At 61.9% G+C, this 8,925-nt stretch carries 7 protein-coding genes; 6 read left to right on the plus strand and 1 reads right to left on the minus strand.

All coding sequences use genetic code 11. The annotated features are described in order from the left end of the window. Positions 1-112 precede the first annotated feature (112 nt). On the plus strand, positions 113-2,641 hold the full coding sequence (locus WA989_RS05810; RefSeq protein ID WP_424339562.1) for a ligase-associated DNA damage response DEXH box helicase: 2,529 nt from the start codon (positions 113-115) through the stop codon (positions 2,639-2,641). A 119-nt stretch (positions 2,642-2,760) separates the two neighbouring features. On the opposite strand, the gene WA989_RS05815 is transcribed toward WA989_RS05810, so the two are convergent. Further along, positions 2,761-4,545, minus strand: a complete 1,785-nt coding sequence (locus WA989_RS05815) for a long-chain-acyl-CoA synthetase (RefSeq protein WP_424339563.1) — start codon at positions 4,543-4,545, stop codon at positions 2,761-2,763. 132 nt (positions 4,546-4,677) lie between these two features. Between WA989_RS05815 and WA989_RS05820 the strand changes: the two genes are divergently transcribed. The 5 genes from WA989_RS05820 to WA989_RS05840 form a co-directional block, all read left to right on the plus strand. Beyond that, positions 4,678-5,559 (plus strand): acyl-CoA thioesterase, encoded by an 882-nt coding sequence (locus tag WA989_RS05820; RefSeq protein ID WP_424339564.1) that lies wholly within the window; start codon positions 4,678-4,680, stop codon positions 5,557-5,559. 32 nt (positions 5,560-5,591) lie between these two features. Continuing rightward, a complete protein-coding gene (locus tag WA989_RS05825; protein WP_424339565.1) occupies positions 5,592-7,475 on the plus strand; it encodes an ABC-F family ATP-binding cassette domain-containing protein in 1,884 nt (627 codons plus the stop codon). Between the two features lie 122 nt (positions 7,476-7,597). After that, positions 7,598-8,359 (plus strand): phosphodiester glycosidase family protein, encoded by a 762-nt coding sequence (locus tag WA989_RS05830; protein WP_424339566.1) that lies wholly within the window; start codon positions 7,598-7,600, stop codon positions 8,357-8,359. After that, positions 8,356-8,592: a DUF2164 domain-containing protein gene (locus tag WA989_RS05835; RefSeq protein ID WP_424339567.1), complete on the plus strand. Its 237-nt coding sequence runs from the start codon at positions 8,356-8,358 to the stop codon at positions 8,590-8,592. Before WA989_RS05830 ends, WA989_RS05835 begins: the two co-directional genes overlap by 4 nt. A gap of 75 nt (positions 8,593-8,667) precedes the next feature. Next, positions 8,668-8,925: hypothetical protein (locus WA989_RS05840; protein ID WP_424339568.1), on the plus strand; the 258-nt coding region annotated here is incomplete at its 3' end.

Below are 8,925 nucleotides of genomic sequence, written 5' to 3' on the forward strand. Positions count from 1 at the left end.
CATGAGGCCTTCCTGCAGGCTTAAAAGATGCCCTCATCCTGAGCGAAGTCGAAGGACGAGGGCGTCAGTGGTGGCATCGCAGAAAAACTGAAACCGCACTATGTCTTGAGGCATGGCCGATGCTGCGCCCCTTTCCTTTTCGCTGCCGGACCGGTTTGAGGACTGGTTTGCAGGCCGTGGCTGGCACCCGCGTGCGCACCAACTCGACCTCACTGAAGCCGGCCTCAGCGGCGACAGCGCGCTGCTTATCGCGCCAACGGGCGGCGGCAAGACGCTGGCCGGCTTTCTCGCCAGCCTGATCGAGCTGGAGCGAAAGCCGAAATCCAACTCCGGCCGCCCCGCGCTCCACACGCTCTACATCTCGCCGCTCAAGGCCCTCGCCACGGATGTCGAGCGCAATCTCAACATCCCCGTCGCCGAAATGGGCCTCGATATCCGGATCGAGACGCGCACAGGCGACACGCCGCAGTCCAAACGCCAGCGCCAGCGCGCCAATCCACCGGACATATTGCTGACGACGCCCGAACAGCTCGCCCTCTTCATCGCGTCTGACCATGCCGACGAATTCTTCTCTGACCTGAAATGCGTGATCGTCGACGAGATCCACGCCATCGCCGCCTCGAAACGGGGTGACCTCCTCTCGCTTGGTCTCGCAACGCTGGCGGAATGGGCGCCCGCCTGCCGCTTTGTAGGCCTGTCGGCCACGGTGCGTGATCCGGGACAGCTTGCCTCATGGCTGCCCAAGCGCGACGGGCGGGAGACGAAACTCATCCGCGCTGCGGGCGGCGTCGGCGCAAACATCGATATCCTCGTCTCGCGCGAGCGTATCCCCTGGTCCGGCCATTCCGGGCGCTTTGCGATTCCCGAGGTGTACGAGGCCATCAAAGGCGCGGAGATGGCGCTCGTCTTCGTGAATACCCGAAGCCAGGCCGAGCTGATCTTCCAAGAGCTCTGGCGGGCGAATGAAGACGCCCTGCCCATCGCGCTTCACCATGGCTCGCTCGCCGTCGAGCAGCGCCGCAGGGTCGAGGCGGCCATGGCAAAAGGCGTGCTGAAAGGCGTTGTCTGTACCTCGACGCTCGATCTTGGCATTGACTGGGGCGGGGTCGATCTCGTTGTCCAGATGGGCGCGCCGAAGGGGGCGGCCCGCCTGATCCAGCGCATCGGCCGCGCGAATCACCGCATGGATGAGGCGAGCCGCGCTTTGCTCGTCCCCACCAACCGGTTCGAAGTACTCGAATGCCGCGCCGCAGAAGCCGCCGTCGAAGCTGGCGAGATCGACGGCGAACCGATGCGCGAAGGCTCGCTCGACGTGCTCGCCCAGCACATTATGGGCCGGGCCTGCGGTGTCGGCTTCGAACTCGAGCCGCTGTTCAACGAGATCCGCCGCGCTGCCCCCTATGGGGACCTCGATTGGGAGACCTATGAGCGCGTCGTCGACCTTGTCGCGACCGGCGGCTATGCGCTCAAAACCTATGACCGGTTCAAACGGATTGTACGCATGCAGGACGGTGTCTGGCGTGTGCGCACAGCCCGCGATGCCCAGCAGCACCGGATGAATGTTGGCGCCATCGTCGAGGCGCAGCTATTGAATGTCCGGCTTGCAAACTTTGTCGGGAAGGTCGGCGAACGTAAGGGCCGACAGGAGACCGCCAAGATTCGAGGCGATCAACGCGCCATCCGTGCCGGCCGCAAGCTCGGTGAAATCGAGGAGTATTTCATCTCGACGCTGACACCCGGCGATACCTTCCTCTTCGCCGGCGAAATCCTGCGCTTCATCGGCATCTCCGAACTCGATGTGCTGGTTACACGCGCCCAGACCGACAAGCCGGCCATTCCGACCTATAATGGCGGCAAATTCCCCCTGACGACCTTTCTGGCAGACCGGGTCCGTCACATGATCCATGATCCGGCCCAGTGGCAGGGCCTGCCGGACCAGGTGCGCGAGTGGTTCGAGATCCAGAAGGAAAAATCAGAGATCCCTCCGCCGGACCATCTCCTCGTCGAAACCTTCCCGCGCGCCGACCGGCATTATCTCGTGACCTATCCCTTCGAAGGCCGGCTCGCCCACCAGACGCTCGGCATGCTGCTGACGCGCCGGCTGGAGCGGGCAGGGGCCAAACCGCTTGGCTTCGTCGCGTCGGAATATGCGATGGCCGTCTGGGCGATGGATGACATGTCCACCATCGATATGGACGCGCTCTTCCACCCCGACATGCTCGGCGATGATCTTGAGGAATGGCTTGAGGAAAGTCCGCTCATGAAGCGCACCTTTGCGCAGGCGGCGCAAATCTCCGGCATCATCGCGCGGCGCCTGCCGGGCAAGGAAAAAACCGGCCGTCAGGTCACTTTTTCGACGGACCTCATCTATGACGTGCTGCGCAGCCATGAGCCGGACCACATCCTGCTCCAGGCCGCCCGTCAGGACGCGGCGACGGGCCTGCTCGACATCCGCCGCCTGTCAGACATGCTGAGCCGTATCCGCGGCAAGATCGATCATCAGGCGCTTGAGAAGATCAGCCCGTTTGCCGTGCCGGTGATGCTGGAGGTTGGCAAGGAACGCGTGAATTCTGACAGTGCGCTCGAGGCCATCGTGGCGGAAGCGGAATCCGATCTCGTGCGCGATGCGATGGGGCGGTAGGGCCGCCGAGCGTCATCCTTCGACAAGCTCAGGATGAGGTTGGCGAATGGTTGCGACGGAGAAAATAACGACCTCACCCTGAGCCTGTCGAAGGGCGAGGCCGATTACCTCAAACCGAGCTAGAAACGCCCGCCATTCGCGACCTTCTGATAGTCTTCAGGGGTCATCTGGCGGTAGCGGCCGGTCTCGGGGTCGACATACCAGACAGGGTCTTTCACCTTTTTCGGGTTGAAGCCCTCTTTCTGGAGATCGACCTTGCGGTATTTGAACGTGCCGGTGGTGGTCGCTTCCTGCTGCTCGCGAATGAACACAGGGATTGCGTGGCGCGGCAGGTGTGCGGCGAGCCGGTCAAGAACGTCCTTGTAGTCAAGATAGCCATTCGTCGTGACAGACGCCATGCCGGCCTTGCCATCGGCGCCGGGCACGGCCACGCCATAGACGTTCGCGGTGGTCACGCCCGGGATTTTCGACAGCGCTTCTGCGACCTGGCTGGTCGAGACATTCTCGCCTTTCCAGCGGAACGTGTCGCCGACGCGGTCGACGAAATAGACATAGCCATGCTTGTCCATGCGCATCAGGTCGCCGGTGCGGTACCAGGCATCGCCTTCTTCAAAGACATCGCGCAGGATTTTCTGCTCTGAGGCGGCCTCATCCTGATAGCCCTCGAACCGGGTCGATCCATCCTCGCCGAGGCGGCCGAGCACTTCGCCGGTTTCATTGGTGCTGACGCGGACGCAGTGGCCCGCTTCATCGCGGACAGGCATCTGCGTGTCGACGTCGAATTTGACGAAAGCGACATGGCTGTAGCGTTTACGCGCGATCGCCGGCACGCGGCCACAGGCGCCGGGCGTGCCGTCATAATTCATGAACTTCACATTGCCTTCGGTCGAGCCATAGAACTCGACGATTTTCTTGAGACCAAACCGCTCTTCGAACGCGGCCCAGATATCGCTGCCAAGCCCGTTGCCGAGCGCGACGCGCACCTTGTGCTTGCGGTCGGCGTCGCTTTCCGGCTGGTTCATAAGATAGCGGCACAGCTCGCCGATATAGGCGATGATCGTCGCTTTGGTGTCGGCGCATTCCTGCCAGAAGGCAGAGGCCGAGAAACGCCGGCGCAGGATCACAGCACCGCCGGTTTGCAGCGCAAGACCTACAGCGCAGAGCCCGCCGGTCGCGTGATACATCGGCAGGGTGACATAGGTCCGGTCATCTGCGCCTGCGCCGCACGGCGCAATGAAGGTGCGCAGCATGGTGCGAACCTTGGCGTTCGACATGCGCGCGGCCTTGGGCATGCCGGTTGTCCCCGATGTGTAGATAAACAGGCACGGCGCATCGCTGCCGAGGCGCGAGCGGCAGGACGGCGCGGGCCGGGTATCGGAATGGGCCGACAGCGCCTGCATGAAGTCACGGCCTTTTTTGCCGCCAAAGGTCCACACCTGAAGCGTGTCGCGCATTTTCGGGGGCAGCGAGCCAATGGCCTTGTCGTGATCCTCGCCGGTAATCACCATGCGGGCATTCGCGATGTCTATGCTGTGAGCAAGGCTCTTGCCGACGAGCGTGGTGTTCACCAGCGCGGTAACCACGCCAATCTTCGAGAGGCCGTACCAGACGGCGATATATTCCGGCCGGTTTTCCATCAGCAGCGCGACCGTGTCGCCCCGGTGCAGACCTTTTATCAGGCCCCAATAGGCGATGCGGTTGGCGAGCTTGTCGATGTCGTCATAGGTCCAGTCGCGCCCTTCGAAATGCACCGCCGTGCGGCTCGCATACTTCTCGAAGCAGTCTTCAAGATCGTCTGCGACGAGCACGTTCGGCTCTTTCTCGATCGGGTCGAGCCATTTTTTGACCTTGGAGAGAACCGACACAGCGGCCCATTCGCGCTTCATGACATTCAGCAATTCCATCACCATCGTCTCTACGGTTGAGGTGGCGCGTGCGGGGTTTTTAGCGGCCCCTGCATCGGCGCACCTGTTTGCACTTGCTGAGCATGATGCTAAGCGCGGCGTGTTAAATTCTGATGGGAAAGCCGTTCAAATATGACAGATGCCGTTTCCGAGCTGTTAGGGATTCTGGACGTTGAGCGTCTGGAAGTGGACCTGTTCCGGGGCTTCACGCCTGAGTGGGAAGCCGAACGCCCGCGCGTGTTTGGCGGGCAGGTCATCGCGCAGGCGCTGGCCTCTGCTTACAGGACGGTGAAGGAAGACCGCCAGTGCCATTCGCTGCACGCCTATTTCATCCGGCCGGGCGACCCGAAAATCCCGATTGTCTACGAGGTCGACCGGTCCCGCGATGGCGGCAGCTTTACCACACGCCGCGTCGTCGCCATCCAGCACGGCCAGCAGATCCTCAACATGTCGGCGTCCTTTCATGTGCATGAGGATGGCTGGGACCATCAGCATGACATGCCGGAGGTCAAACAGCCTGAAGCGCTGAAATCGCGCGACGAATTTCGCGAGAAGATCAAGGACAAGCTGCCCGAAGAGGCGCAGAAACACTGGTCGCGGCCACAGCCTTTCGACATGAAGGAAATCGGCGCGATGAACCCGTTCGATCCGAAGCCGAAATCGGATGTGAATGAAGTCTGGTTTCGCACAGCCGGCAAGGTCGATGCCTCGCCGGCCATGCATCATTGTCTGGTGGCCTGGGCCAGCGACATGAATCTGCTCGGATCGAGCCTGCGCCCGCACGGGCTGCACTGGATCAATCCGAAGCTGATGACGGCAAGCCTCGACCACGCGATCTGGTTTCATGCGCCGATCCGCGCCGATGAGTGGCTGCTCTATTCCATGGACAGCCCCAAGGCCGGCAATGGCCGCAGCTTCAATCGCGGCTCGATCTACACGCGCGATGGCCAGCTTGTCGCCTCAACGGCGCAGGAAGGCCTGATGCGAAAGATGAAGCCGCGCAAAAAGGATTGAAGTCGCAGGGCTGAACGCGTAGCACCGCGCCCATGCTGACGATCGACAATCTCACCTACCGGATCCAGGGCCGGCTGCTGCTTGATGGCGCCACGGCGCGGATTGCTTCTGGCTGGAAGGTCGGTCTGATCGGGCGCAACGGCACCGGCAAATCGACGCTGCTGCGCCTCATCCGCGAAAGCCTGCAAGAGACCGACAGCGCCATCCGTATCGGCAAGGCGGCAAAGATGGGCTGGGTCGCCCAGGAGGTGGAAGCCTCCGACCGCACGCTGATGGATGAGACGCTGTCTTCCGACACGGAACGCGCCGCCCTGATGCACGCGTCAGAGACTGTTACCGATCCGGACGAACTCGCCGAGATTCATGAGCGGCTGATGACCACCGATGCCTGGTCCGGCGAAGCGCGGGCAGCGTCCATCCTGACAGGCCTCGGCTTCTCGCAATCCGATCTCAGCCGCGCCTGCCGCGAATTCTCAGGCGGCTGGCGGATGCGCGCCGCGCTCGCCGGTGTTCTCTTCGCTGAGCCGGACCTGCTCCTGCTGGACGAGCCGACCAATTATCTCGACCTCGAAGGCGCCGCCTGGCTCGAAGCCTATATCCGCCAGTATCCGCAAACCGTGCTTCTGGTGAGCCATGACCGCGAGCTGCTCAACAATTCCGTGACGCATATCCTGGCGCTCGAAAATCTGAAGCTCACCGTGCATCCCGGCAATTATGACAGCTGGCAGAAGAAGCGCGCCGAACAGCTCGCCCTGGCGCAGGCGCAGAAGACAAAGCAGGACAAGCAGCGCGCCCATCTGCAAAGCTTCGTCGACCGCTTCCGCGCCAAAGCGTCCAAGGCGACGCAGGCCCAGTCCCGCATCAAGATGCTGGAGAAGATGCAGGACATCGTCATCCCGCTGGAAGAGCGCACCCATCCGTTCGAGTTTCCGGCCTCCGAGGAACTTGCCTCCCCGCTCTTCGTGCTGGATGACGCCGATCTTGGCTATCGCGAGGGCGAGCCTGTCCTGCGAAATACCAGCCTGCGTGTCGACAATGACGACCGGATCGCCATCGTCGGCGCGAACGGGCAGGGCAAGTCTACGCTGGTCAAATCCATTGCCGGGCGGCTCAAGCTGCTTGATGGCAACCGCGTGTCTGCCCCAAAGGTCGAGATCGGCTATTTCAGCCAGGACCAGCTTGATGAGCTGAATGAAGGTGAGAACGCGCTCGACCATGTCCGCCGGATGCGCCCGGCGGCGACAGAGGGACAGATACGGTCGATCGTCGCCAATATCGGCTTTAATCGCGACAAGGCGGAGACGAAGGTCGAGAAACTTTCCGGCGGTGAGAAAGTCCGGCTTCTGCTAGGCCTGACGGCGCTGAAAAAGCCGAACATCCTGATCCTCGACGAGCCGACCAGCCACCTCGACATCGACAGCCGCGAGGCGCTGATCCACGCGCTGAACGACTATGAAGGCGCCGTCCTGCTGATCACGCACGACGTCTATCTCGCCGAAGCGACCGCTGACCGGCTGTGGCTGGTCAATGAGGGCCAGGCTGCCCCTTATGACGGCGACTTGTCGGACTATCGCGCGCTCGTGCTGGCGGCTGACAAGACCCGCGCCGATACGGGCAATACAAAGGGTGATCCTGCGCCTGCCCCGCCAGCGCCTAAGCGGTCTGATTCCGATGTCCGCCGCGCCACGACAGACATCCGCAAGCGTATCTCCGCATCAGAGCGCGAGATGGAAAAGCTGCGTGGGGATCTGGCAAATCTCGACGCGAAACTCGCCGATCCAACGCTCTATGACCGCGATCCGGCAGAGTCACAAAAGCTCGGCGCAGACCGCGACCGCCTGCGGGCCGCGCTCGACAGCGCCGAAGAGGCCTGGATCGAAGCGAGCGAAGCCTATGAGCAAGCCGCTCGGGCATAAAATTGCCATGGACCATTGCTTCCATGGCCATAGTTGATTGATCAGGCGAACCCTTTCACCAAGGGCAGAGGGTTGATGAGGAATGAGGGCCGGTCGCACCGTCCTCGGAAAAGGCGGCAATTGTGCTGAAGTGGACTTTGCGGGTCATCACCGGCGTCATTGGCGCGGCGCTTCTGGCCGCGTGCGACCCGATCGCCTCGCAGGAACCAGGCGAATACTGCCGCGCGCTCGAGCATAAATCCTCGCCTTATACCGTCTGCACCTTCAATGCGGCCCGTGACGATATCCGTCTCTTCCTCAACGATGGAGAGGGCACGCCCTATCTCCAGTTCGAGACGCTCGCCGACGATCTCGCAGCCGATGGCGAAAGCCTCGTCTTCGCGATGAATGGCGGCATGTATCATGAGGACCGGCGGCCGGTGGGCTTCCTGCGCGACGCCACAGGCGACAGCGCCAGCGTCAACACCAATGAGGGGCCCGGCAATTTTCACATGAAGCCGAACGGCGTGTTCTGGCTGGATGGAAACAAGGCCGGCGTTACTGAATCCCAGGCCTATCTCGATCAGGGCATCGACCCGGATTTCGCGACCCAGTCAGGCCCGATGCTGGTCATCGACGGCGACATCCATCCAGCGCTCAATCCTGATGGCACATCCCACAAGCGCCGCAACGGCGTCGGCGTCGCGCGCAATGGCGAGACGGTCTTCTTCGTGATCTCGGACGTGCCGGTGACGTTTCATGACTTCGCCACCCTGTTCAAGGACAAGCTGCGCGCGCCGAATGCGCTCTTCCTCGATGGCCAGGTCTCGCGCATCTATGCGCCGGCTTATAACCGCACCGAACAGGGCCTCGATATGGGTCCGATTGTCGGTGTCGTGGAATGAAGACGATCGAGCTTAGCGACGAGCGCCGCGAAGCCCTGGTCGCGCACCTGCAGACACTGTTCTCGACAGAGTTCGACGAGACCCTTAGCGACTTCCGCGCCGGCGAAATCATTGATCACCTGCTCAAGACGCTCGGCCCGACGGTCTACAATCAGGCCGTCGAGGATGTCCGCGCCCACTTCCAGACCAAACTCGATGACCTCAATGGAGAGGTCTATATCGATGAAAAATAAAATTGCCGTGTAACGTTGACGTTACTTTTGGTTTCGACTAGCGTGTAACACAAAGGTTACACAGAGGAAGAGGTCATGAGCGAAGTTGACAAATTGTCCAGCCGGCGCCGCTGGCTGCTTGTCTTGACGGGGGTGAGTTTTCTCGTCTGGCAGGCAAGTCAGTTCGAGATTGCCGGACGGGCCGACGGGGCGCTTGAGGGTCTACTCGTTATACTGGGCGCCGTGGCCGCGCTGGTTTGGATCGGCGCGCTGATTGCCCTCCTGCTAGGCTTTCGCCAGCGCCGCCTCGGTGCGCCGGTGCAGGCTGCGCTCAATGACGAGCTGGTCCGGGCC

The organism is Henriciella sp. (assembly GCF_049649345.1).
In the GTDB taxonomy this organism is placed as follows: domain Bacteria; phylum Pseudomonadota; class Alphaproteobacteria; order Caulobacterales; family Hyphomonadaceae; genus Henriciella.